General features: G+C 71.4%; 16 protein-coding genes and 1 pseudogene. 5 read left to right on the top strand and 12 right to left on the bottom strand.

What is annotated here, in order from left to right:
* The first annotated feature begins 43 nt into the window (after window positions 1-43).
* Genes ACFYZZ_RS20170 through ACFYZZ_RS20160 form a run of 3 tightly spaced genes read left to right on the top strand, consistent with a single transcriptional unit; the run spans window position 44 to window position 3,794 of the window.
* The gene (locus ACFYZZ_RS20170; RefSeq protein ID WP_389177483.1) at window positions 44-1,558 is read left to right on the top strand and encodes a sugar ABC transporter ATP-binding protein; all 1,515 of its coding nucleotides are present in this window, start codon (window positions 44-46) and stop codon (window positions 1,556-1,558) included.
* Entirely contained in the window at window positions 1,555-2,601 is a 1,047-nt protein-coding gene (locus ACFYZZ_RS20165) for an ABC transporter permease (RefSeq protein ID WP_389177480.1), read from the top strand. Before ACFYZZ_RS20170 ends, ACFYZZ_RS20165 begins: the two co-directional genes overlap by 4 nt.
* 26 nt (window positions 2,602-2,627) lie before the next feature.
* A complete protein-coding gene (locus ACFYZZ_RS20160; RefSeq protein WP_389177477.1) occupies window positions 2,628-3,794 on the top strand; it encodes a substrate-binding domain-containing protein in 1,167 nt (388 codons plus the stop codon).
* 25 nt (window positions 3,795-3,819) lie between these two features.
* Here ACFYZZ_RS20160 and ACFYZZ_RS20155 read toward each other — a convergent pair whose 3' ends face one another.
* Window positions 3,820-7,209 carry a hypothetical protein gene (locus ACFYZZ_RS20155; protein WP_389177474.1) on the bottom strand — a complete coding sequence of 1,130 codons (3,390 nt, stop codon included), beginning with the start codon at window positions 7,207-7,209 and terminating at the stop codon, window positions 3,820-3,822.
* A gap of 74 nt (window positions 7,210-7,283) precedes the next feature.
* Between ACFYZZ_RS20155 and ACFYZZ_RS20150 the strand changes: the two genes are divergently transcribed.
* A complete protein-coding gene (locus ACFYZZ_RS20150; protein WP_389177472.1) occupies window positions 7,284-8,201 on the top strand; it encodes a pirin family protein in 918 nt (305 codons plus the stop codon).
* Between the two features lie 97 nt (window positions 8,202-8,298).
* Here the strand turns inward: ACFYZZ_RS20150 and ACFYZZ_RS20145 are convergent, their stop codons facing one another.
* The 8 genes and pseudogenes from ACFYZZ_RS20145 to ACFYZZ_RS20110 all read right to left on the bottom strand — a co-directional run bounded on the left by ACFYZZ_RS20145 (window position 8,299) and on the right by ACFYZZ_RS20110 (window position 21,030).
* Complete coding sequence (locus tag ACFYZZ_RS20145) at window positions 8,299-10,245, bottom strand: protein-arginine deiminase domain-containing protein (protein ID WP_389177469.1); 1,947 nt, start codon at window positions 10,243-10,245, stop codon at window positions 8,299-8,301.
* A 148-nt stretch (window positions 10,246-10,393) separates the two neighbouring features.
* Window positions 10,394-11,419, bottom strand: a complete 1,026-nt coding sequence (sbnA, locus tag ACFYZZ_RS20140; protein ID WP_386575411.1) for a 2,3-diaminopropionate biosynthesis protein SbnA — start codon at window positions 11,417-11,419, stop codon at window positions 10,394-10,396.
* A 36-nt stretch (window positions 11,420-11,455) separates the two neighbouring features.
* Window positions 11,456-12,526, bottom strand: a complete 1,071-nt coding sequence (gene sbnB / locus ACFYZZ_RS20135) for a 2,3-diaminopropionate biosynthesis protein SbnB (protein ID WP_389177466.1) — start codon at window positions 12,524-12,526, stop codon at window positions 11,456-11,458.
* Window positions 12,523-13,527 (bottom strand): TauD/TfdA family dioxygenase, encoded by a 1,005-nt coding sequence (locus tag ACFYZZ_RS20130; protein ID WP_389177463.1) that lies wholly within the window; start codon window positions 13,525-13,527, stop codon window positions 12,523-12,525. Before ACFYZZ_RS20130 ends, sbnB begins: the two co-directional genes overlap by 4 nt.
* Before the next feature lie 42 nt (window positions 13,528-13,569).
* Window positions 13,570-16,824: an amino acid adenylation domain-containing protein gene (locus ACFYZZ_RS20125; protein ID WP_389177460.1), complete on the bottom strand. Its 3,255-nt coding sequence runs from the start codon at window positions 16,822-16,824 to the stop codon at window positions 13,570-13,572.
* Window positions 16,825-16,837: 13 nt separating this feature from the next.
* Window positions 16,838-19,423 (bottom strand): Pls/PosA family non-ribosomal peptide synthetase, encoded by a 2,586-nt coding sequence (locus tag ACFYZZ_RS20120; RefSeq protein ID WP_389177457.1) that lies wholly within the window; start codon window positions 19,421-19,423, stop codon window positions 16,838-16,840.
* Window positions 19,424-19,774: 351 nt separating this feature from the next.
* Window positions 19,775-20,920 (bottom strand): annotated as a pseudogene (locus ACFYZZ_RS20115) (MFS transporter); the annotation flags it as partial.
* Window positions 20,884-21,030 (bottom strand): hypothetical protein, encoded by a 147-nt coding sequence (locus ACFYZZ_RS20110; RefSeq protein ID WP_389177454.1) that lies wholly within the window; start codon window positions 21,028-21,030, stop codon window positions 20,884-20,886. The gene ACFYZZ_RS20110 and the pseudogene ACFYZZ_RS20115, both read right to left, overlap by 37 nt.
* A gap of 134 nt (window positions 21,031-21,164) precedes the next feature.
* Here ACFYZZ_RS20110 and ACFYZZ_RS20105 point away from each other — a divergent pair, with 134 nt between their 5' ends.
* Complete coding sequence (locus ACFYZZ_RS20105) at window positions 21,165-21,887, top strand: IclR family transcriptional regulator (protein WP_389178254.1); 723 nt, start codon at window positions 21,165-21,167, stop codon at window positions 21,885-21,887.
* A 92-nt stretch (window positions 21,888-21,979) separates the two neighbouring features.
* Here the strand turns inward: ACFYZZ_RS20105 and gap are convergent, their stop codons facing one another.
* From gap to ACFYZZ_RS20090, 3 genes are all read right to left on the bottom strand, one after another.
* A complete protein-coding gene (gene gap, locus ACFYZZ_RS20100; protein ID WP_389177451.1) occupies window positions 21,980-22,978 on the bottom strand; it encodes a type I glyceraldehyde-3-phosphate dehydrogenase in 999 nt (332 codons plus the stop codon).
* A 103-nt stretch (window positions 22,979-23,081) separates the two neighbouring features.
* Window positions 23,082-24,038: a GlxA family transcriptional regulator gene (locus tag ACFYZZ_RS20095; protein ID WP_389177448.1), complete on the bottom strand. Its 957-nt coding sequence runs from the start codon at window positions 24,036-24,038 to the stop codon at window positions 23,082-23,084.
* A gap of 53 nt (window positions 24,039-24,091) precedes the next feature.
* Complete coding sequence (locus tag ACFYZZ_RS20090; protein WP_389177446.1) at window positions 24,092-24,859, bottom strand: NPP1 family protein; 768 nt, start codon at window positions 24,857-24,859, stop codon at window positions 24,092-24,094.
* Window positions 24,860-24,861 lie beyond the last annotated feature (2 nt).

The raw sequence follows: 24,861 nt of genomic DNA, 5'->3' as shown, positions 1-24,861 counted from the left end.
TTTTGTGCGTATGGGATGAACCAGCCAGGCCGAATCTCCGGAGATGTCCGTGCCCGACGCTCCACCCCTGGTCCGTGTCCGCGGGCTCGGCAAGCGCTTCGGCGGAACCCTCGCGCTGGCCGGGGTCGACCTCGACGTCCGGGCCGGCAGCGTCCTCGCCCTCCTCGGCCCCAACGGCGCCGGAAAGTCCACCCTCATCAAGGTGCTCGCGGGCGTCCACCACGCCGACGCGGGGCAGATCACCGTGGCCGGGCACCCGCTCGGCACCCGGGAGGCCTCCCGCAGCATGTCCTTCATCCACCAGGACCTCGCTCTGGTGGAGTGGATGACGGTCGCCGAGAACATCGCGCTGAGCACCGGATACCCGCGCCGCGCCGGACTGATCTCCTGGCGGCGCACCAGGGAGCAGTGCACCGAAGCCCTGCGGATCGTCGCGGCGCATCTCGACCCCGAGGCAACCGTCGCCCAACTGGCCCCCGCCGAACGCTCGTTGGTCGCCATCGCCCGAGCCCTCGCCAACCGGGCGAAGCTCATCGTCCTCGACGAGCCCACCGCCCGTCTCCCCGCGGTGGACTGCGCCCGGCTCTTCGGCGTCCTGCACGCCCTGCGCGACCGAGGGCACGGCATCCTCTACGTCACCCACCGCCTCGACGAGGTGTACGAGGTCGCCGACGCCTTCGCCGTCCTGCGCGACGGCCGCCTGGTCAGCCACGGCCCGGTGGCCGGCCACAGCCCAGCCCGCCTGGTGCGCGACATCGTCGGTGCGGAACCGACCGACTTCCACCCCACCGCAGTCCGTGCCGGCGGTCCGGCCGTCCTGACCCTCGACCGTGTCCGCACCCCTGGCGTGGGACCGGTCAGCCTGGAACTCGCGGCCGGCGAAGTCCTGGGTCTGGTCGGCCTGACGGGCGCCGGACACACGGACCTGGGCCGGGCCCTCGCCGGCGCCAGGCCGATCCTCGCCGGGCGGGTGCTCCTCGGCGGCCGGCCCTACCACCCCCGCACCGTCGCGGACGCCGTACGCCTCGGCGTCGGCCTCGTCTGCGCCGACCGCCAACGGGAGGGCTGCGCAGCCGAACTGACGGTACGGGAGAACCTCCTGGCCAACCCCAGCGCGGGCGGCCGGCCGGCGTCGCGCTGGATCAGCCCCGGCCAGGAACGTGCCTACGCCACCGCCCTGATCGACCGCTTCTCGGTGCGTCCGCGCGACAGCGAGGCCCCCATCGCCGTCCTGTCCGGCGGCAACCAGCAGAAGGTCATGATCGGCCGGTGGCTGCGCGCGGGCCTGCGCCTGCTGATCCTCGAGGAGCCGACGGCGAGCGTGGACATCGGCGCCCGCACCACGGTCTACCGCCTGCTCGACCAGGCCCTCGCCGCCGGCCTCGGAGCCCTGCTCGTCTCCACCGACTTCGAGGAGGTCACCCGTGTCTGCGGACGCGCCCTGGTCTTCGTCCGCGGATCCCTGACGGCCGAGCTGAGCGGTGCGGGCCTGACGGTCTCCGGGCTCACCCGAGCCGCCTCCGCCCTGCCCGAGTCCGGATCCGCGACCACCTCGTGACCGCCTCGCCCTCCCCGCCCCGGCCACCCCGGCACCGATCCGGCGGCCACCTCGCCGCCGCCTACGGCCTCCTGGCCCTCACGGCCCTGCTCTTCCTGGTCTTCTCCCTCGCCCTGCCCCGCACCTTCCCCACCCGGGAGACCATCGGCTCGATCCTGTCCACCCAGTCGATCCCGGCCATCCTCGCGCTCGCCGCCATGGTCCCCATGGTCACCCGGGCGTTCGACCTCTCCATCGGCTACGTCCTCGGTCTCGCGCACGTCATGGTGCTGCAGCTCATCGTCGACGCACACTGGCCGTGGCCGCTCGCCTGCCTCGCGGTACTCGTCGGAGCGGGCGTCGTGGGCGTCCTCAACGGCGTCATCGTCGAGTTCGGGCAGATCGACTCCTTCATCGCCACGCTCGGAACCGGCAGCATGCTGTACGCCGTGACCGGATGGGTCACCGGCGGTGCCCGCATCGTCCCCGGACCCCGAGGACTCCCCACGGGCTTCACCGACCTCTACGACTCCACGTTCCTCGGCCTGCCCGTACCCGCCCTCTACGTGCTGGCCCTCGCAGCCGCCCTCTGGCTGGTCCTGGAGCGGCTGCCGCTCGGCCGCGGTCTCTACGTCGTCGGATCCAACCCGCGCGCCGCCTACCTGCTCGGCATTCCGACCCGCAGGTACACCGTCTACGCCTTCACCGCGTCGGGGCTGATCACCGGCTTCGCCGGGGTCCTGCTCGCGGCCCAACTGCAGGTCGGCAACCCGAGCGTCGGCCTGGACTACCTGCTGCCCGCCTTCGCCGGCGCCCTGCTCGGCTCCACGGCCGTCAAACCCGGCCGCCCCAACGCCCTGGGCACGCTCGTCGCCGTAGCGGTCCTGGCGGTCGGCCTCACCGGCATCGCCCAGCTGGGCGGCGACTTCTGGACGACCCCGCTGTTCTACGGCGGCACCCTGCTCCTCGCCGTCGGCCTGGCGGGCTACTCCGCTCGCCGGCGCCTGCGCACCGGCACCGTGGTCGCCGGCGACCTGCCCTCCGCGCCGCCCCCACCCCCGTGATCGCACCGCTTCTGCGAGGAGTTCCCGTGCACGGCACCCGCAAGGCCACCCGCAGCCTCGTCAAGGCCCGGTACACCGCCGCAGCCCTGCTGGCAGCGGCGGCAGCCACGCTGGCCGGCTGCGCACACGGCTCCTCGGACGTGCAGGGAGGCGCCACCACCGGCCCGGCCGGCTGCCCCGCGGTCCACGCCAGGGCGCGGGCCGCGGTGGAACAGGCGGAGAAGACGGACATGCCCTGGGGCGGGCCCACGAACGGCCCCAGGGCGGTGTCCGGCAAGAACATCGTCTTCGTCGCCCAGACCTTGACCAATCCCGGGGTCGCGGGCGCCGCGAAGGGCGTACGGGAAGCCGCGCGCGTCATCGGCTGGAAGGTCCGGGTGATCGACGGCGGAGGCACCCCCGCCGGTATCCAGGCGGCCATGAGCCAGGCCGTGACCCTCAAGCCCTCGGGCATCGTCATCGGAGGCTTCGACCCCAACTCGACCTCCCAGCAGGTCGCCCGGGCCGACGCGCAACACATCCCGCTCGTCGGCTGGCACGCGCTCGCCGCCCCCGGCCCCAGCCGCCACCCCCCGCTCTTCACCAACGTCACGACCCGCGTCGAGGACGTGGCGGCCATCAGCGCGCAGTGGATCATCGCGGACTCCGACGGCCACGCCGGGGTCGTGCTCATCACCGACGCCTCGATCCCGTTCGCCAAGGACAAGTCCGAGTTGATCCGCAAGGCGCTCGCCACCTGCCCGAGCGTGCGGCTGCTCGCGTACGAGAACATCCCCATCGCGGACGCGAGCAGCCGTACCCCGCGGGAGGTCTCGTCGCTGCTCTCCCGCTTCCGGAGCAGGTGGACGCACTCCGTCGCCATCAACGACCTGTACTTCGCCGATGCCGCCCCGGCCTTCCGGGCCGCCGGACTGAAGGGATCCGGCCCGCCCTTCAACATCGGTGCCGGCGACGGCGACCCGTCCGCCTTCCAGCGCGTGGAGACCCGGCAGTATCAGGCGGCCACGGTCCCCGAGCCGCTGTCCCTGCAGGGCTGGCAGATCATCGACGAGTTCAACCGCGCCTACGCGGGGCAGCCCGCCAGCGGCTATGTCGCCCCCGTCCACCTGGCCACGGCGGCCAACAGCGACGCCACCACGACCTGGGACCCACCGGGTTACCGGGACGGTTACCGAAAGATCTGGGGCCGGTGACCGGTGCCGCCTCGTGAAGGGACCGTCACTCCGACTCCGTCACCGTCCGGTACGCCTCGTGCCGTACGTCGGGATGCGCGTGCCCGCGGAGCAGACGCAGCAGTGACCGCCACTCCTGCGGCCAGTCGAGGCTGCCGCCCGTTGCGGTGACCAGCGCGGTCGCCAGGAGACCGGAGGCGGCACCGCCGTCCCGGGCCAGCCGGTCGGCCGCCGCCAGAAGGGGCCCGGTGTCCTGCGGCAGCGTGTGGCGCGCCCAGGCACCCTGCAACCGGCCGGCGGTCTGCACCGCCACGGTCACCCCGGCGTCCTCCAAGGCGTGCGCCAGGTCCTGCAGACGTGCCAGGAGCGCGTCCGGCTCCGAGGCGGGGTCGACCATCCGGCCCAGCAGGTCCGCGCGTTCGGCCGTCAGCAGCGGTTCCGGCGCCAGCTGTCCGACGAGCGCCGCGAGCAGTTCCGGCGGCTCGGACTCGCCGGGACCCAGGGACAGCAGCGTTCGCAGCCGCTGCAGGGCGGGTACATCCCGGTGCTCCAGCGCGTCGCTGCCGCCCTCGGGTTCGTGCATGGCCGCCATCAACGTGGCCACCGCGCCGTGGAACACGCTGCCCGGTGCCGTACCTCCCACGGGACGCGGGAGGTCGGACATGGCCAGGTCGCGCAGCATCCACGCCGCGTACTGCCAGTGCTTACGGCTGCCGAGATCGCAGACCGTACGCGAGATCCGGCCGGCCAGGCCGGGGGCGAAACGGGTCCACACGCCCACGGCCCGCAGGGTGCCGTAGCCCGCGAAGCCGTCGACCGACGCGAGGCACGCGTCGTATGCCGTGTCGACCAGGGCGGCGTACGGGCGGCGGTGCGCCTCGGCCAGCTCCCAGGGGCTGACATGCAGGAACGCCGCCAGCACGGCGGGGGCGTCGTCGCGTGCGGCGTCCCGGAGGAGGTCCCAGGCCTCGGGCATGCCGAGCAGCGGCGGCAGTGCGCCGACGACGGCCGCCCGCACGTCCGGGTGGCGGTCGGGCGCGTGAAAGGCGCGAGCCAGCAGAACTACGGCCTGCCGCGGAGGCAGGAAGCGGGCGGCGAGCCGTACGGCCTCCTTGCGGGAGGTCACCTTCGCGGCCCGCTCGCCGGTCAGCAACGGGCCCAGCTGCAGGGCGAGTTCGGACGAGGCGGTGAAGCGTGCGGCACGTTCCGCCGCGTACACCGCGACCCGCGCCCGGTCGCCGCCGGCCTGCTCCAGCAGCACCGGCAGCGCCTGTTGCGGCCGGTCGGTCCAGGGCAGCGCGGCGAGCGCCGCTTCGGCGACGACCGTCTCACCGTCGTCCTTGTACCGCATCGCAAGGGCAGAGCCCAGCTGCGGGATCGGTGCGGCGGCGCGGATCACCGCGGCCCGGTCGTCGAGCGGGAGCGAGCCGTCCGCGGCTGCCTGTCCGGCGAGCCGTGCCGCGGCCTGCTGCTGGCGGGGCAGCCAGCGGTCGCTGTCGCCGAGGTCCGGCAGCGGGCGCCCGGAGCCGGGCACCAGGAAGCGGCCGTACGGCGCGGTGTCGTCGAGCAGGGCGTCCAGCAGATCCGTGCGCCGCCGCGCCACCACGTGCCGTACGGACGGGAGGACGACCGCCGACGGTTCGCGCGCGATGATCTCGGCGACCCGTTCGTCGCGGGTGGCCGGTGCGGCGAGCCACCGGGCCGCGGCCGCCTCGAAGGTGTCGTCGTCGCCGCGTTCCAGGGCCGTGGCGAGCATGTCCTGTAGTTCCGGGACCAGCCGGGCGCGTGGACCGAAGGCGTCGGCCAGGCCCAGCAGCAGCCGGAAGTCGGCCCGCCCGGCCGCGGCTTCGAGCCACGGGCGCAGCGCCCCGAACACCTCGTGCTCCTGGCCGCGGCGCAGGATCCGGTGCAGCGGGCCGAAGTCGGGCACACCGGCCCGGGCCGTGATCCGCTCCAGGGTGCGCAGCGCCCAGGGCCGCAGCGCCGACTCGCCGTCCGTGGCGTACTCGGCCAGGACCCGCCCGGCGAGCGTGCGCACCGCCGCCAGCGTGTCCACCGACCTGTCCCGGGCCTCCAGGGCGTCGACGGCGATCCGGTCCAGCAGCGGGGCGTGGTCGGAGCCGAACAGCCGCGGGCGCACAGCGGCGAGTGCGCGCAGCGCCGCGGCGCGCACCGGATCCTGGTCGTTGCGCAGACGCCCCGCCGCGGTCAGCACCTCGGTGAGCGTCCCGCGGCCGCCGTCGCGGGCGGCGGCTTCCACCAGCAGGCGCCAGGCGACGGCCCGGTCGTCGGCGTCGGGCCGGCGGATCGCGGCGAACAACGCGGAGCGTGCCTCGTCGAACGGGCCGTGGGCGAGGGTGTCCAGGTCGTCCGCCCACCAGTTGTCGCCGGTGGCCTCGGCCACCGCCCGCCGTACCTCCGCCCAGCGGCGTTCGCGGGGCAGCAGGTCGAGTACGGCCAGAACCGGCTCCCCGGGCGCCCCGTCGGCGATCACCATGTCGAGGAACGCCGGCCGACGGCCGGGGGCCATGGCCTTCAGCAGCGCGGCGAAGCGGTCGCCGCGGCGCAGCCAGTGCCTCCCGAGCGCGGGCAGCGACGCGGGCTCGGCCCGTACCAGCCTGCGGAGCACGCCCGGCGGCGGCACCGGTTCGTAACGCTGTTCGCTGCGGTCGGGGGAGGTGATCCAGCGGACCACCCGCTCGGCGTCGGCGGTGACCAGGGGGCCGAGCCCTCGGTTCAGCGCCAACGGCAGGCTGAGGGGTCCGTACCGCTCCAGCAGGGTCAGCACCCGCTCGGGGCGCAGCGGCGCCAGCACCGCGACCGTGGTGGCGTGCAGGCGCCACCACTCCTCGCGCTGCTGTCCGCGGGCACGGTCGGCCAGAGCGGCCTCGGCGTGGTCCAGCACGGGGTCGGGATGCCGACGCGCGAGCCTCGCCCAGCCGTCCACGGCGTGCGCGAGCGTGGGCAGCTGCTCCGACACGAACGGGGTGGAACAGGCCGGCAGCAGGCGCGCGGCCTCGGCGTCACCCCACTCCGCGCGCAGTCGTACGACCAGCCGCTCGGCGAGCGCGGTACGGCCACCGCAGGAGAGCAGACGTGCCAGGCGGTACCGCAGGGCGGCCGGTGCGTCGTCGTACGCCGCCTCCACCGCCTCGTCCGGCACGGGCAGGACGCGGGCGGCCCGCAGGGCGTATCCGGCGACGACCGGGTCGGGGTCGGCCAGCCGTGCGGCGAGGAAGCCGACGTCCTGTCCGGCGAAGGCGGCCAGCGCCGCGACCCGCCGCTCGTACGGGCCGCGCGCGTCCAGGTCGGAGAGCAGCGGGGCGAGTTGCTTCCTGTCCGCCAGTCCGCGTGCGGTTCGCGCGGTGTGGGAGAGACGGGCCGGGAACGGGAGTGGTTCGAGCGCGGAGAGGAGATGGTCCGCGGTGATCTGCATGCGCAGATTGTGCCTGGTCGGATCCGCGCATGCGATCGAATATGGAAGCGCGGGCTGGTGGCATGATGGTTGATATGTCAACTATTGATGTGCTGTCCGCGCGGGACGTGCCCCTGGGCGGACCGAGGGCTCTGCTCGTACGGCGGACGCTGCCGCAGCGGGCCCGGACGCTGATCGGAGCCTGGTGCTTCGCCGATCACTACGGCCCCGTCGACGTCACCGTGACCCGCGGCATGGACGTCCCTCCTCATCCGCACACCGGCCTGCAGACCGTGAGCTGGCTGTTCAGCGGGGAGATCGAGCATCGCGACAGCATCGGCACCCACGCCCTCGTACGGCCGGGCGAGATGAACCTCATGACGGGCGGGTTCGGCATCTGCCACTCGGAGGTCTCCACGCCGCGCACCACCGTGCTCCACGGCGTCCAGCTGTGGGTGGCGCTGCCCGAACAGCACCGGAACACCGAACGCGACTTCCAGCACCACGTGCCCGAACCCGTGCGCATCGACGGGGCGGAGATCAGGGTCTTCCTGGGCTCTCTCGCCGAAGACACCTCTCCGGTGCGGACCTTCACCCCACTGCTCGGCGCCGAGATCGTCCTCGAACCGGGTGCGACGATCACCCTCGCCGTGGACACCGGCTTCGAGCACGGCCTTCTCGTGGACAGCGGGGACGTCCGGCTGGCCGACACCGTGCTGCGCCCCGCCGAACTCGGCTATGCGCCCCCCGGCGTCGACGCCCTGACGCTGGTCAACGAGTCGGACGTCCCGGCACGGGCGATCCTGCTCGGCGGTCCTCCGTTCGAGGAGGAGATCGTCATCTGGTGGAACTTCATCGGGCGCAGCCATGACGACATCGTCCGCGCCCGAGCGGACTGGGAGGCCTCGTCCGATCGCTTCGGCACCGTCAAGGGGTACCCGGGGAGCCGGCTGCCCGCACCGGCCCTGCCGAACGCCGTCATCACGCCGCGCGGGAACCCGCCGCGCAGCTGACCTCCGTCCTTGCGCGGAGATCGCCGCGAGAGGGCCGGACCAGCTGTACCCGAGCGCTGGTCCGGCCCCTTGGACGGGTCGGGCTACCCGTTGCCGGTCACTGCGCCGGGAGCTGCCACCACGCGGCCGACGCGTCGCGCAGGGTGTTGGTGCCGCAGTGCACCTCGCCCATGCCGAGGTGGTACGTGTAGTAGTCGTCGATGTACGACACCTTCAGACCGGCCTGCCGGTACGTGGCGTTGACCGCCTGCGTGAAGATGTCCTTGCCGTCGATGACGGGTCCCCACTGGCGCGGGGCCAGGTAGCGGTCGCGGCCGAGGAGCACGCCGTTGACCGCTCCGGGGACGTACGCGCTGGTCGTCACCGTCGCGCGGGCAGCGGATCCCTTCCGGGCGAGCCACTTCTGCCGGCCGTGTACCTTGAGCATGCCCGCGAGGGGCGAGCCGGCGCCCATGCGCGTCAGGCGGGGTACGGGGACGGCCCGTCCGCGGCCGGCCGACGCCGCCGAGTCACGCGTGTACAGGGCGGGCACCCGGACGATCTCGTCGTCGGTGACGCCGGTCTCCCGCTTCAGGACCTCCAGGTTGGCCGCGATGCGCTCGGCCGCCATCTCGTTGTCTGCCACCAGGTTCCGGGAGGCGAGCGCCTGGTCGATGGTCTCCTTCGGCGCCGGTACGCCGCTCAGGCCCGGGACGGAGAACATCTTCGTCCTGCCGTGGCCGTCGCGCCGGGCGTCACGCAGCAGCCGCAGCCCGGCCTTCGGGTCGGCGACGCCGATCCGCCAGCCGCGCGGGGTGTCGGCCGGCAGGAACTGCACGAACTCGTCGACGTGACCGACGCTCAGCCAGGAGGTGTCCAGCGGCAGCGGGTCCTGCAGGCCCTGCGAGGTGAGCAGGGTGCGCATCGCCTTCGACGGGCGCGCCCCGCTGTCCCCCCGGTGGCCCATGATGATGCGTCCGGCAGGGAACGAACGCCCGCCGTGCGCGTAGGGCGGGATGGTCTCCAGGTTGCCCATGGAGTTGAGCGACCAGTCGTCCGGGCGGGCCCGGTCGGTGACCTGGACGACGCCGATGTTCCGGCCGCGCACCTTCTCGAACAGCTCCCGGCCCGACTCCCGGTCCAGCTGGGCGGAGCGCAGCAGCACCCGCATCACGTGCCGCCGGCCGTCCGGCCCGGTCATGCTGACGTAGGCCGGCTCCACGAAGTCCTGCGCCCACGGGTCTCCGTACTTGTCGAAGGTGACCAGCGGCTTGGTGATGCCGGCCCTCGTGACCTCCTTCGCCAGGTCCTTGACGAACTTGCGCTGCAGGCGCCCGTACTCGCCCCCGCCCCGGACCTTGGTGACCATCACCTGCTGGGCGTCCTGCAGGTGATGCTGTGTCAGCAGCGGTGCGACCCGCAGGGTGACCGAGTCGGAGGTGGACCCGCCGGCGGACGTCACCGTCAGGCGGATCACCGCACGGCCGTCCCACTTCGCGCTGTCCCGGATCACGTCGGTCGCCTCGACGCCGAACTCCACACCGGAGCGCAGCTCGGCCGCGGTCAGCCGGGTCCGCGGCGTGACCAGGACCCAGTGGCCGGAACGCTTCAGGAAGACGTGGGTGTGCTTGGCTCCCGCGGTGACCTTCAGGCTGCCCTCGGCGTCCGCCGGAAGGTCCGGCACGGGCACGGAGCGGACCCGGGCGAGGTCGGCGGCGTCCGCGGTGCCGTTGACCACCTTGTCGGCGGCGTCGTCGCACGCGGCCAGCTCGGCGTCGGACAGCTTTCTGCCGCCGGGACCGGTGACGGGGCAACGCTTGGTGTCGTCGTCGAGGTTGGGCAGATAGACCGCTCCGCGTCCGACGGACCACGAGTCCTCACCCGTCTCGTCGGTGCTGCCGGTGATGTCGACCTGCCCGTCACGGTTCACGTCCGCGCGCAGATCGGCGCGGGGCTGGGGCACGGAGGCGGTGGCGCTCGGTGCGGCCAGTACGGTTCCGGCCGCGGCGAGGGCGAGGATGACGGGTCCGGCAGGGTGCAGGCGTATGCGTGCACGTGAACGCACAGCGTGTTCCTCTCCATTGGGGGGTTTCGCTGTGCAAGAGGAGGAATACGAGCTGTGCGTTCACTGTGCGATGCGTACCTGGCCGAACGGCGGCGGCCCGCCACGCATGCGATGCGTGATGGGCCGCCGGTTCGTCCGGTGTGTGCCGCTACGGTCCTGATCGGCGATCCGGTGTCTCGGAGGTGGACTTGTCCTTGCGGGGCAGGGCGATCGCCTCTTGGTCGTCGAGGATGTGATCGCCGTAGAGGTCCTGCAGCCAGTTGGTCTGGTAGATGGTGTCGAGGTAGCGCTCACCGAGGTCGGGTGCGATGGCCACCGCGGTGAGACCGCGTGCGTCCTGCCGGGACAGCCACTCCGTCGCGCCGCTGACCACCGTCCCCGTGGAGCCGCCGAACAGGAAGCCACGCCTGGCCATCCGGTGACAGGTGCGGATGGTGTCCGCCTCCTCCACCCGGATGACCTCGTCGACGAAGGACTCGTCGAGCAGCGGGGGAACCATGCTCATGCCCAGGCCGGGGATCATCCGGCGGCCCGGCTTGCCGCCGAAGGCCACCGAGCCCACGCTGTCGACGGCGACGATCCGCACCGGCCGGTGCCACTGCCGGAAGTAGCGGGCGCAGCCCATCAGGGTCCCGGCGGTGCCCGCCCCGACGAACAGCACGTCCAGGCGCGGGAAGTGGGTTGCGATCTCCGGTGCGGTCGTGCGGTAGTGGGCCCGCCAGTTGCCCGCGTTGGTGTACTGGCTGAGCCACACGTACCGGTTGTCGGACGCGCACAGCGCGCGGACGTACTCGATCCGGGTGCCCAGGAAACCGCCGTTCGCGTCCAGGTCGGCCACGACGTGCACCTGGCTGCCGAGCGCCTCCATCAGGAGCCGGGTCGACAGGTTGCAGCGGGAGTCCGTGACACACAGAAACTGGTAGCCCTTGCTCGCGGCGATCATGCTGAGCGCCACGCCCAGGTTCCCGGAGGACGACTCGACGATGATGGAATCCGGCGTCAGGATTCCGTCCCGCTCGGCGCTCTCCACCATCTCGTTCGCGGCCTTCAACTTGATGGAGCCGGCGAAGTTGAAGCCCTCGCACTTCAGGTAGAGGGAGCATCCGAAGATCGACTCGAGGTCGACGAAGAGACAGCCTTCGTTGAAGTCATGGGGAGCGGATACTACGGGCACGTTGGGCCTCCTGGTGCCAGGGCTGAGGACAACGCCTCAGCCGAACCGGCGCAGGTCGTGGAAGAAGTCTTCGATGAGGCGGAGGTCGCCCGCCCCGGCTGCTTCGTCGTAGACGTACTTGCCGACGGCGAGATCGAGCACGCCCAGTCCGAAGGGCGAGAAGATCACTGGGCGGTCGTGCGGCGGGGCGGCCCGTCCGAGCATCACGTCGTTGAGCGTGCCGTTCAGGAAGTCGCGGTTGCCGGTGCGCTGCTCGACCAGGTGGGGGGACGTGTCGGCCTTCAGGCAGTGCTCGACGTCGTCCACGAAGTTCGCGGAGGCGAGCAGGACCTCGGGGGAGAGGTCGCGCAGGGAGATGTGCAGCACCAGCGGGTTGTGGTCGAACCAGGCCGGGGAGGTGACGTGCGGTTCGCCGGCGATGGTCGCGAAGACCACGAGGTCGCTGGAGCGGATGAGGTCCTCGGCGCTGTCGTGGACGACGATCTCCGCGCTGGTCCCGGCCTGCCGCAGGTAGCCGCAGAACCCGGCGGTGCTCTCGGCGGACAGGTCGTGCACGCCGATCGTGTCGAACGTCCAGTCGGTGCCGGCCAGGAAGGTGTGGATGTAGCGGGCGATCAGCCCGGTGCCGAAGAAGCCGATCCGGGTGGGGCGGGGCCGGTCCCGGCTGAGCCAGTCGGCGGCCAGCGCGGCGGACGCGGCGGTCCGGGTCGCGCTGATGACGGAACTCTCCAGACAGGCGAACGGGTAGCCCGTCTCGGGGTCGTTGAGGATCAGGACCGCGGAGGCACGGGGCAGTCCGGCCCGCACGTTGTCCGGAAAGCTGGAGATCCACTTCACCCCGTCCACATGCACCGAACCGCCCACGGAGGCGGGCAGCGCGATGATCCGCGCGCTCGGCCGGTCGGGGAAACGCAGGAAGTAGGAGGGCGGGTTGACCGAGTCCCCGGCGCCGTGCAGCCGGTAGGTGGCCTCGACCAGCTCCACGATCTGCTTCTCGCGCCCGCTGAGCGCCTGTTGCACCTGCGCACCGGAGATCACCGCGAACGTCGGCGCCGGGACCCCGTCGGGGTGGGTCCGCCGGGTGGCGGTGGACGACAGTTGGGTCATCGCTCGCTCGCCTCCGAGGTCGGCCAGCAGTCGGCCAGGCGGCGCGGCTCGGCCATGCCGACCAGCACCTGCCGCTCTCCGGTGAAGGGCTCTCTGCTGTGGGCGGTGCGCAGGTTGTCGACCAGCATCAGGTCGCCGGCCTGCCAGGGCTCGCGCCGGGTGTGCTGTTCGTAGGTGGTGTTGAGAAGCTCGACGACGTCCTCGCCGATCGGGGTGCCGTCGCCGTAGCGGGTGTTGAACGGCAGTCCGTCCGCGCCGTACTCGTCCACCAGGTACTCGCGCACCTCCGGGGCCAGCGTCCACTCGTTGAGGAAGGCGATCTGGTTGAACCAGCAGCGCCGGCCGGTGAGCGGGTGCCGCACGACCGCGCTGCGGCGCTGCTCGGTGCGCAGGGAGCCGTCGGGCTGCCAGGCGAAGTCGATGGCGTGGGCGCGGCAGTAGCGCTCGATCCCGGCGGGGTCGTCGGTGCCGAACGACTCCGTCAGGGAGGCGCCGATCTCGTCGTTGTAGGTGCGGGTCAGCAGCCAGCCCTCACGCTCGAACCGTTCCGTCAGCGCGGTGGGCAGCACCTGGAGCATCTGTTCCGCGTCGGCCACCGCGGTCGCCCCGCCCTCGGCGGGCGCGGTCAGACACGCGAACAGCATCAGGCCGGGAACCTCCAGCCGGTAACTCAGTTCGTGGTGCATGCACATCGGCTGGTTGGCCGGCCAGGCCGTGGAGGAGTACAGCCCCGGGCCGTACGCCTCACGGGGGGCGAACGCCTCCTGCTCCGGCAGCAGAGCGCCGGCCAGCCCCGCGAAGACGGCACCGACCTGGGACACGTCCCGCAGCCCCAGTCCGCGGACGAGGAGCGCCCCGTGCTCGGTGACCTGCGCATGCAGCGACTCGCGGTACTGGGCCGCCCAACTCGCCGTGTCACCGGGCGACTCGACGTGCAGGATCGCGGGTCTGTCCGGCCGCAGCTCCACATCGAGGGGTGCTGCCAGAGGTGAGGACGACATCTCGGTTTCCCTTCGGTTGCCCGTCTGGAGGCTCTGCATGGCTCAGGAAGAGGCCAGCGGAGCCACGACACCCAGGACGGCCTGTGCTGCCTCGGCCGGACGGGTGCGCGTGAAGTAGTGGCCGCCGTCGGCCAGCTCGTGCAGATCCACGTGCTCGGCCAGGAGCAGCCAGTCCCGGTAGTGGTGGGCGTGGCCTGCCGTGTGCGGATCGTCGGTGGCGACGACCACCGAGACCGGCACGGACAGCTTCACCGGCGGCGGCCCGTCCAGCGCGGCGCAGAAGTAGCGGTGCGCGGACACGCAGTCGTGCAGGTAGGCGGCACCGATGTGCTCGGCGTGCTGCGCGTTCAGCTCCGCGAGTTCGGTGTAGCCGCTGTCCGCGGTCAGCCGTGCGGCGATCTCGGCGTTGCTCCGGCTCGTCAGTTCGCCGACGGCGGCGTACCGGTCGGCGGCGGTGCCGAGCAACTGCGCGCCGAGGAACACGCGCAGCACCTCCACACCCTGCTCCTGGAGTTTCCTGGCCGTCTCCAACGCCGGTGCGGTGCCCGACGAGTGGCCCCACAGCAGGACCCTGGTCAGGCCACGCGCGGTGATCTCGGCGGCGACCCGCTCGGCCACCTGCTCGATCGCCGCGAACGGCTCGGGGTGCGCGGCCAGGTCGTGACCGGGCAGGTCCACCGCGAGGACCGTCATGCCGCGGCCCGCCAACACGCTCGCCATCGGCTGGTAGTTGACCGCGTTGCCGCCCGCGTAGGGGAAGCACACCAGTGTGCACTGTGTCGCACCGCCGCCCGCGGTCAGCGGCTGCAGCAGCTCCGGGTGGCGCCGGGGCGTGCCGTCGAGGAGGGCCGCCAGATCGGCCAGCACCGGATGCCGGGTGATGTCCTTCAGGGACACCGCGCGGTCCAGCGCCAGGGTGAGTTTGACCGCCGTCAGGGAGGTGCCCCCGGCGTCGAAGAAGTGGTCCTCGCGGCCGATCCGGTCCTCGGGGACTCCCAGCAGATCGGCCCAGACCGCCGCCAGCTTCCGCTCGGTCGGGGTGAGCGGGGCGCTCTCGTCCTCGCCGGGCACGGCAGGCTCCGGCTGCGCGGCCAGGGCGGTGAGCGCCTTCCGGTCGATCTTGCCGTTGGCGGTCAGCGGCAGGCCGGCCTGCCAGTGGAAGGCCGAAGGGACCATGTAGGCGGGCAGGACCGCACCCAGCGCCTCGCGCAGGACGTCGGCCTCCAGGCGGCGGCCCGTGTAGAACGCGATCAGGTGTTTGCTCTGGCCGGCCCGCTCGGCGACGACGACCGCACCGTCCCGCACCCCGGGCACCCGCAGCAGCGCGTTCTCGATCTCGCCGATCTCGATACGGAAGCCGCGGATCTTGACCTGGTTGTCCCGACGGCCGAGGAACTCCAGCTTGCCGCCCGGGTGCCAGCGCCCCCAGTCACCCCCGAGATAGAGCCGCTCACCCGGCCGGAACGGGTCCTCGCGATAGGCCTCACGGGTCCGCTCGGGATCGTTCACGTACCCCCGGCCCACACAGACGCCGGAGAAGGCGATCAGACCCGGGGCGCCCAGCGGCACCAACGACAGATGCTCGTCCACGACACGGACGTGCACGTTGTTGACCGCACGCCCCAGCAGAACCCGCTCGGGCACGGCGTCCATGACCTCGTGGTTGGTGTCGTCCGAAGTCTCGGTCAGCCCATAGGCGTTGACCAGCCTGATCCCCGGCTGGATCGCGAACCAGCGCTGGACCAGCTCCCGTTTCAACGCCTCACCGGTCACCGACACACACCGCAGGTCCGGCAGCGCGCGGGGATGCTGCTCCAGGTACGAGACCACGACCTCCAGATAGGAGGGCACGACCTGCGCCACACCGACCCGGCCGCCGACCAGCGTGTCGACGAATCGCTCCACGTCCACGATCACGTCCTGGCCGACCAACAGCGTCCGCCCGCCCACCAGCAGCGAGGACACCAGCTGCCACAGCGAGATGTCGAAGCACTGCGGGGCCGTCTGCGCCACCACGCAGCCCTCGCCGATCCCCAAGTCGTCGATCTTGGCGTGGAGATGGTTGAGCATGCCCGCGTGTTCGCACATCGCCCCCTTCGGCTCGCCGGTGGAGCCGGACGTGAAGTAGATGTAGGCCAGCTGGCCGGCGTCCACCCGGACTCCGACGTCACCGTCGGCGTGCCCTTCCGCGTACGCCTCCTCGATCAGCAGCTTCTCGACGCCGGGCAGGGCGGCCAGCGCCTGGTCGAGGGTGTGGGTGCTGCCGGATTCGGTCAGGACCAGCCGGCATCCCGCGCGCGACAACGTTGCCACGATGCGGTCGGCCGGGAAGTGCGGCTCGATCGGCAGGTACGCGCCGCCCGCCTTGAACACCGCCAGGGTGGCGGCCATCCAGTCGAGGTTGCGCTCGGTGACCACGGCCACCACGTCTTCCCGGCCCAGCCCCCGCTGCAGCAGGGCCCGCGCCAACCGGTTCGCGCGCGCGTTGAGTTCTGCGTACGTCCACTCCTGCTCGCCGTACACGGCCGCCACCGCGTCCGGATGCGCCCGTACCCGCTGCTCGAACAGTTCGTGTGCGCGCGCGTCCGGCAGCTCCCGGCGGGGTCCGGCCAGCTCTTCGAGCTGCTCCTGCACCTCGTCGTCCGACAGCAGACTCTGCCGCGCGTGCTCGGCGTCCACGTCGGCCGTCATCAGCCGCAGCGCCGTCAGGTGGTAGCCGCCGATCCGGGCCGCACTCGTGGCGTCCAGGACGTCGGTGCGGTACCGGAGCCGCAGTCTCAGCCGCCCGTCCCGGTCGGACCAGCGCACCTGCAGCACGCCGTCGTCGACCAGCGTGTTCTCGGCGCCTCCCCGGGGACCGAACACGACCTCGTACGACGGCTCAGCCGTTCCCAGCTCCCGGCACAGCTCGTCCACCGGGAACTCCCGGTGCGCCAGCAGCTCCGCCTCGGCGTGCTGAGCGGTCGACACCAGTGCGCGCCAGGACCCGGGGGGAACCGACAGGCGGCACGGCAGCGGCTCGCCCCGCACCCCGGCGGCGTACCCCGTCACCACGTCCTGCTCGCCGGACAGCGCGGCCAGCACCTTGGCGTGCGCGGCCAGCAGCAGTGCGCTGACCGGTACGGCCAGGTGCCGCACCAGCCCACGGGCCGCGTCCGCCACGTCGTCCGGCACCGACACCTCGTGCTCGGCCGTTCCGGGAACCGGCTCCCGAACCCACCGTGGCACCGCGGTCGTACCGCCGGCGGCCAGCACACGGCTCCAGAACTCCCGGTCCGCTTCCACGCGCGCTCCCATCGAATGACCTCCCTCAACTCGCGGTCGACGCGGAGGCGTCGGCCGAAGAGGGTGATGTTGTCCGGTCGCCGCCGCAGAGCTGTTCGGCGGCATCCGGCATGTCCACGGCGGGGTTGCCGCCCCACCGTGCGTGGGCGGGGACCTCCTCGCCCTTCATGAGGAAGGAGTCGGGTGCGAGCACGGCACCGTCGTCCATCGTCACGCCGTAGTGCACATGGGCGCCGACGCCCAGCGTGCAGCCGGAGCCGAGCGTGGTGCCGTCGGACTTGAAGGTGCCGTCCTCCTGCGAGTGGCACTGGATCTTGCTCCCGGCGTTGAGGGTGCAGTCGTCGCCGATGGTGGCGAGCGTCCGCTCCGTCAGGTAGCAGCCGTCGTCGAACACCCTGCTGCCGATGCGTACGCCCAGCAGTCGCCAGACCAGGCTCTTGAACGGGGTTCCGTTGAAGATGTTGAGGTAGTGGTCCGGCACCTTCCACAGGCGCTCGTGCCACCAGAAGTAGGGGTCGTAGATGGAGCACAACTGCGGGCGCAGCGCACGGAACGAGGTGAGGCAGCGCTCCACCAGGATGTAGTAGGCGGTGGAGAACACGAGCGTGAGTGCCAGATAGGTGGCGATCACCACGTGTCCGAGCACGCCGTAGAGGTCGACGGAAGCCAGCCCGAACACCGTGAGCGCAAAGGTGTGCACCCATCTCACGAACAGATGGAGGGTCATCGAGCGGAGGTTGTAGCGGTTCTTCGAGGTCAGCCGCCGATGGAACGTGTCGCCGGTCCTGAGGTCGTCGAACCGCGAGTCGCGCTCCACCGACCGGGGAATCTCGAAGCAGGGCGAGCCGAGGAGTCCCACGCCTTCCCGGACCTCACCGTCGAGGGGAATCATCACCTTCGTGGCGAGCAGACAGTTGTCCCCCGTCCTGCCGCCCGCGGGATAGGCGATGTTGTTCCCGAGGAAGTTGTGCGGTCCGATCGACGCCCGGGACACCCGGAAAGACGTGCTGGAGAAGTCCGCGTTCACTATGGAGAGCCCGTCGGCCACCATCGTTCCGCTGCCGACGGAGACCAGATACGGGGTCTCGTGCTGCACCTCGGTACCGAAGTTCGACCCGGTCTGCTCGACGTGGGACAGGTCGTATCCGAGAGCGCGGAGGTAGTGCACGATGTAGGAGCTGTCACCGAAGAGCCACTTGAAGAACTTGATGTTCGTCATGCGTGCCGTCGCCCGCTGCAGCGCGTAGTGGAATCCGTAGAGCGGATAGACCCGGTCGGGCTTGATGGCGACACTCAGCAGACGCGGAACGGAGAACAGGCCGACGGCGCCCAGGACGAGGAAGCCGAGGAACAGGACGAGGGACAGGACCAGCGAGTCGTCGATCAGCTCCCACCAGCTGAGCGAGGCCGCGTCCGGTCCGAGTCGCTTGCCGATCGCCGGGACCGCGGTGAACAGCATGTACAACCCGCCCACGGTCAGCGGGATGTACAGGAGGAACAACTGGAGCAGGCTGACGAGGCCGAACCAGGTCCGGCGTCCGGTACCGCACTTGGCCGGTGCGACCCTGACGTAGTCGATCTCCGTGGGCTGTCCCGGGGTGCCGTGCCAGTGCTCGCCGTCCGGGACCGCCTGACCGCGGTACAGGGCGGACGAGTGACCCAGCTGGGCTCCGTCGCCCATCGTCGTGTCGATGTCGAGGACGGTCTTCTCCCCGATGTACACGTCACGGCCCAGCGTGACCCGGCCGGTCTGGATACGGCCCGCGTGCGCCCGGTAGCCGAGGAAGAACGCCTCCTTGCGGATGACCGTACCCTCGCCGATGGTGAGCAGGTCGGTGCAGACCGGGACGGAGTGGGAGAGGATCGTGACTCCCTTGCCGATGTGCGCGCCGAGGGCCCGAAGGTAGAGCACGTACAGCGGATTGCCGACGAAGAGAATCATCGGATTGCCGTGGAGCAGCACCTTCACGAACCAGAAGCGCAGATACGCCAGACTCCAGACCGGAATGTCCACCGGTTTCCAGCGGCCGATGAGAATCCATTTGGCGAGCACCGGGAACAGGCACATGGCCACGAACCCGATGCCTCCGAAGAGCAGCGACCGCAGATAGATGTGGGCCAGATCCGAGCCGGCGGCGATCCATTCGTAGCCCCGGGCGCCGGCGAATCCGGCGACAAGGGAGTACCCCAGGAAAATCAGCAGCTGGAGTGCTCCACAGAGCACATGGTTCGGCCGGCGTTTCGTCGTCGGCGTCGGCTGCGCCGGCGGTGAGGCCGGGATCGACGCGTCGGCGGGAGCGGGAGTGGCCTCCGCGAGAGCCGCTGCGAGGCTCCGGATCGTGGGGTGCCGGTATATGTCCTTCATGGACGCCGACGGCAGATCCGGTATTTTCCTGACCCGCGCACAGAACTGGGCCATCACCAAGGAGTTGGCACCGAGGTCGGTGAAGAAGTGGCTGTCGACCGGAACGTGTTCGACGCTCGATACGTCGGCCAGTACGTCCGCGAGTCTCTTCTCGGTGTCTGTCCTCGATGGGCCGGAACCGTTCTGCCTGGCGGCGATTGCTTCGTCCGGCCCGGATATATGGACCTCGGAGGACTGCTGCACCATGCGATCTCCCGGAAGACGTCTGGATCGGGCGCGTTCTCCTTGCTGATCACGAACCGCCGGGTTCAGTTTCGGTCGGCCACCGGGAGGTTGCCACTTCGCAATCGACCACCGTTCGACGCGGAACGGCCGACGGCCCCGTGTTCCCTGGCTCCCCGCAGTACGGGGGCGCGTTGCGGATCACCCGAATGGCGGCCGTCATCGACCGGCTGGTCAAGCCGCCGGCGCCGACTTCCGGACGGGAAGAGGCACCGGATTCCGCACGCAAAAAGGGGACGGTGCCGGGCGTCCCTTCCCGGCACCGTCCTGGGGCCGTGCGCCGCTCAAGGCACGGCGCGTCCAGGGGCTGAAGCGTCAGGCGACTTCCGCGCGCTCCTTCCCGGCCACCTTCTCGGCCTCTTTCGCGGTCTCCTGACGGTGCTTCCCGCCGGCCTTGCGCCCGGGCAGCACGGCCAGGACGATCACGGTGCCGGCGGCCATGATGATCCCGCCGACGAGGCTGGTCTGAGCGAGGCCGTGGGCGAAGGACTCGTGCACCGGGTCCACCAGGGCCTGGGCCTGCTGGGGGCCGCCGGACGGGGTCTGCGCGACCTGCTCCGCGACCGCGAGGCCGGCCCCCACGGACTCCTTGGCGCTGTACAGCGCGGCGGCCGGGAGGTGCCCGCCGACCAGGTCGCCCAGCTTGTCCTTGTAGGCCGTGGCCAGCAGCGAGCCCAGGATGGCGATGCCGGGGGAGCCGCCGAGCTCCAGGGAGGTGTCGTTGGCGCCACCGCCGACGCCCAGTTCGGACCCGGGGAAGGAGCCCAAGATCGTGTCGGTGGCGGGGGAGACGCTCAGGCCGATCGAGAAACCGAGCATCAGCAGCGTGGGCAGGAAGTCGGTGTACGCCGAGCCCTGGTCGACGCGGGTGAGCAGGAACACGGCCACGGTACCGATGAGCATGCCGGGCACGACCATGGCCTTCACGCCGAGCTTCGGGGTCAGCCGGCCGGTCACCGCGGCGCCGACGAACACGGCGCCGGCCAGCGGCAGCAGGCGAACGCCGGTCTGCAGCGGGTCGTAGCCGAGGACGAACTGCAGGAACTGCGCGGAGTAGTAGAGCGAGCCGAAGGCGCCGAAGAAGAACAGAACCGCGATCATCGAGCCGCTGAAGGGCCGCAGCCGGAACTTGCGGACGTCCAGCATCGGGCTCGGGTGCTTCAGCTCCCACAGGGCGAAGGCCAGGAGGCCCACGCCGCTGACCACGGCCGCGGTGACGGGACCGGTGCCCCAGCCGAAGTGCGGTCCCTCGATGATGGCGTAGACCAGGGAGCCGACGGAGACCATCGAGAGCAGGCCGCCGACGTAGTCGATCCGGCCCATGTCCGCCGCCTTCGACGGCGGCACCAGCAGGAACGCGCCGATGACGGCGACGACGGCGATCGGCACGTTGATCAGGAAGGTCGAGCCCCAGGCGTGGTCCCTCAGCAGCCATCCGGCGAGCAGCGGGCCGACGTCCACACCGGAGGACAGGCGGCCCGGGTCCGGGCGGCCTCCGCCAGCAGATCGGCGGCCTTGACCACGGCCGGTGGATGCGCGTCCGGGCGGACGGGGTCGGGCACGGTCGACACGGTTGCCTCCAGGGGAGCGGTGGGGGAGCGGGCGGACGTACGACCTACGTCCCCCGGTGTGCACACCGTCTTAGACAGCACCCCTCGGATGGGCCAAACTTTGTTCCATGTCACGGAACAGCGCAACGGGCAACATGCTGGAAAAGGCCGCGCTCATCCTCGAATGTTTCACTCCGGGCGGCGGGCCGTACCGTCTGTCGGAACTTTCGGAGCAGACCGGCCTGCCGAAGCCGACGGTGCACCGGCTGGCGGCCGACCTCGTCGGGCTGGGCTGGCTGGAGCGGTCGGGGCCGCAGTACCGGCTCGGCGCGAAGCTGTTCGAACTGGGCTCCCTCGTGCCGCGCCGACGCGATCTGCGCGAGACGGCCCGGCCCTTCCTCCAGGACCTGTTCGAGGCCACCCGTGAGACCGTCCACCTCGGCGTCCGTGAGGGCGTGGAGGTGATCTATCTCGAACGCATCCACGGCCACGAGGCCCTGCAGCTGCCCTCCCACATCGGCGGCAGCCTCCCGCTGAGCTGCACCGGAGTGGGCAAGGCCCTGCTGGCCTTCTCCGGCACGGCACTGACCGACGAGGTCCTCTCCGGCCCGCTGCCGAGCCTCACCCCCCACTCGATCACCGACCCGGCACGCCTGCGCACGGCCCTGGAGAAGATCCAGGTCTCAGGCCTGGCGTACGAGGAGCAGGAGGCCGCGCTCGGCGTGAGCTGCATCGCGGCCCCCGTCTTCGCCGGCGACGCGACGGTGGCCGCCCTCTCGGTGGCCGTACCCTGCTCACGCTTCAGACCGGCCCAACTGGCTCCGGCGGTGCGCACGGCCGCGCTGGGGCTGTCCCGAGTGCTGCGCGGGGCCGGCTGAAGCAGAGCCGGGAAGGAAAGCCGAAAAGAGCCGGGAAAGAAGGCCGGAAGAAAAAAGGGCGGCCCCGGATGTGGGGCCGCCCTGGCGCTCGGTCAGCGGGTGGCGAGCAGTTCCAGGGTGTCGATCACCCGGTTCGAGAAGCCCCACTCGTTGTCGTACCAGGCGACCACCTTGATGTGGCGGCCGTCGACGCGGGTGAGGGCCGAGTCGAAGATAGACGAGGCCGGGTTGCCCACGATGTCGGCCGACACCAGCGGGTCGTCCGAGTACTCGAGGACGCCGGCGAGCTTGCCCTCGGCCGCGGTGCGGTACGCCGCCAGCACCTCGTCGCGGGTCACGTCGCGGGAGACCGTCGTGTTCAGCTCGACGATCGAGCCGACCGGAACCGGCACGCGGATGGAGTCGCCCGACAGCTTGCCGTCGAGGTTCGGCAGCACGAGACCGATCGCCTTCGCCGCACCCGTCGTGGTCGGCACGATGTTGACCGCGGCGGCACGGGCACGGCGCGCGTCACGGTGCGGACCGTCCTGCAGGTTCTGCTCCTGCGTGTAGGCGTGCACCGTGGTCATGAACCCGTGCTCGATACCGGCGAGTTCGTCCAGCACCGCGGCCAGCGGCGCGAGCGCGTTGGTGGTGCACGAGGCGTTCGAGACGATCGTGTGCAGGGCCGCGTCGTACGCGTCGGTGTTCACGCCGAACGCGAGCGTCACGTCGGCGCCGTCCGACGGCGCGCTCACGAGCACCTTCTTCGCGCCCGCGTCGAGGTGGGCACGGGCGGCCTTCGCCGAGGTGAAGCGGCCGGTCGACTCCAGGGCGATGTCGACACCGAGTTCGGCCCACGGCAGGCGCGCAGGATCGCGCTCGGCGAGCACCTTGATCCGACGGCCGTCGACATCGAGGGTGTCCCCGTCGACGGTCACGGGGCGGCCGAGCCGGCCGGCCGTCGTGTCGTAGGCGAGGAGCCGTGCGAGGGTGGCGGGCTCCGTGAGGTCGTTGACGGCGACGACCTCGAGATCGCTGTCGCGCTCCAGCAGCGCGCGCAGCACATTGCGTCCGATGCGGCCGAATCCGTTGATGGCGATGCGAGTCATCAGTCATGTCCCTTCGGTTCGCCACCAGGGTCTCGGTACACGGCCGACCGGGACAGCGGCGCGATCGCCATGGTTCGAAAGGATCGCGCCAGGTGGTGATCGACTACTCGCCCTTGGTGAAGGTGCGCCGGTACTCGCTCGGCGTGGTGCCGAGGACGCGCTGGAAGTGCAGCCGCAGATTCGCGCCGGTGCCGAGACCGACATCGGCGGCGATCTGCTCCACGCTCCGCTCCGAACGCTCCAGCAGCTCACGGGCCAGGTCGATCCGGGCGCGCATGACCCACTGCATGGGCGTGTACCCGGTGTCCTCGGCGAAGCGCCGGGAGAAGGTGCGCTCAGAGACGGCCGCGTGCCGGGCGAGCGCCTCCAGGGTGAGCGGCTCGGCGAGCCGGTGCAGCGCCCACTCGCGGGTGGCGGCGAACCGCTCGCCGAGGGGTTCGGGCACGCTGCGCGGCACGTACTGCGCCTGGCCGCCGCTGCGGTAGGGGGCCGCCACCAGGCGCCGGGCGGCGTGGTTCGAGGCGGCCACACCGAGATCGCCGCGCAGCATGTGCAGGCACAGGTCGATCCCGGAGGCGGCTCCGGCCGACGTCAGCACGCTGCCCTCGTCGACGAACAGCACGTTCTCGTCGACCCGGACGAGCGGATGCTTCGCCGCGAGCGCCCGTGCGTAGTGCCAGTGCGTCGTGGCGCGCTTGCCGTCGAGCAGGCCCGTGGCGGCGAGCGCGAAGGCGCCCGTCGAGATGGCGGCGAGCCGCGCACCGCGCTCGTGGGCGGCGACCAGCCCCTCGACGACGGCCTGCGGGGGGTCTTCGCGGTCCGGGAACCGGTAGCCGGGGATGAACACGATGTCGGCCCAGCCGAGCGCGTCGAGACCGTGGGCGGCGTGGTACGACAGGCCGTCGCCGCCGGCCACCAGACCCGGCGCCGCGCCGCACACCCGCACCTCGTACGGCATGCTCGCGCGGGTCGTGAACACCTGCGCCGGAATGCCGACGTCGAGCGGCTTCGCGCCCTCGAGCACGAGAACGGCGACGCGGCGCAGGCGGGAGACAGGCACGATGACCAGGGTAATCGCTTGCGCGCTACCGGTTCCCGGGGGTGAAGGAGCCGTCAGGCGCCTGGGTCGAAGGGGATCCCGGACGGCATGGAGTGCGCCAGTGCGTACGGGAAGTCGCCGTCCTTGATCTTGATGGTGGCGGCGCCGAAGTCGGCGCCCAGGAGCTTGTCGCGGTAGCCCGCCGGGTAGCCGTCCCAGCCCACGAGACGGGGGAAGAACCACCCGCCGGTCACGTTCTCCGCAGGCTCGTCGTTGGTGTTGGCGAAACGGAAGTCGTGGGTGGACACCCCGTCCTTGTGGTAGACGATCTTCGGGTGCGTGCCGTCGAAGCGGACCGCGGAGCGGGCGGCCACCTGGTAGCCGGTGTGCTGGGACACCGACACGTACTGGACCTGGTTGTCCTTGATCCAGACCACGACGTGCTCCCAGTCGTGCGTGTGGCCGATGGCCGCCGGGCCGAGCGTCGCCTGGTCCTTCTCGAAGTAGCTGGCGTACATCACCGCGCACCAGTCGTTGTTGCACTTTTCGCGTGAGTAGGTGTTGGCGTTGGCCAGTTGGGCGTAGTCGTGGCAGTGCCCGTTGACGTCGCCGCCGAGTCTCAGGCCGGGGTTGATGGTGCCGTCGGCTCCGATGGCGGCCGTGGCGTAGCAACCGTCGCCGTCGTAGTCGTAGGCGGGGGAGAAGGTCTGTTCCAGACCGTCGGCGTGCTGCGGCAGCAGCTGCAGCACGTTTGCGTGGGCGCTCGCCGGGACAGCCACGACGAGTGTCAGCGCGCCGAGGGCGCCGAGGAGGGCCTTGGTCAGGGATTTCGGGTTGCGCATGA

The sequence above is a fragment of the Streptomyces sp. NPDC001816 genome (assembly GCF_042892235.1).
GTDB lineage: Bacteria > Actinomycetota > Actinomycetes > Streptomycetales > Streptomycetaceae > Streptomyces.
This window is presented reverse-complemented; position numbering and strand designations above follow the sequence as displayed.